The following is a 230-nucleotide window of genomic DNA, read 5'->3' as shown; positions in this document are numbered from 1 at the left end:
AATCCGGACATTACCCGTCTGTTGCAGTCGATGGGCTTCGATCAGGTGTTCAATATCGTCGATCGTCCGATTCCGTGCCCGGAATGCCTGTCCGACCTGCCGCCGCAGGACCAGTCGGAAGATGTGGTGCGCGACAAGGTCCTGGAGGCGCACCGCATCCTGATGGGCCTCAACGAATCCAACCGCGAAGCCTTCCACGACCTGGTCAGCGCCCTGGAGCGCCATTAACC

1 protein-coding gene is annotated in these 230 nt (G+C 60.9%); it reads left to right on the top strand.

What is annotated here, in order from left to right; genetic code table 11:
• On the top strand, nt 1-228 hold a 228-nt coding region (locus tag BST14_RS32510; RefSeq protein WP_211280887.1), incomplete at its 5' end, for a hypothetical protein.
• Nucleotides 229-230: the final 2 nt, after the last annotated feature.

Origin of the sequence: Mycobacterium arosiense ATCC BAA-1401 = DSM 45069, assembly GCF_002086125.1 — a bacterium.
Lineage (GTDB): Bacteria > Actinomycetota > Actinomycetes > Mycobacteriales > Mycobacteriaceae > Mycobacterium > Mycobacterium arosiense.
This window is presented reverse-complemented; position numbering and strand designations above follow the sequence as displayed.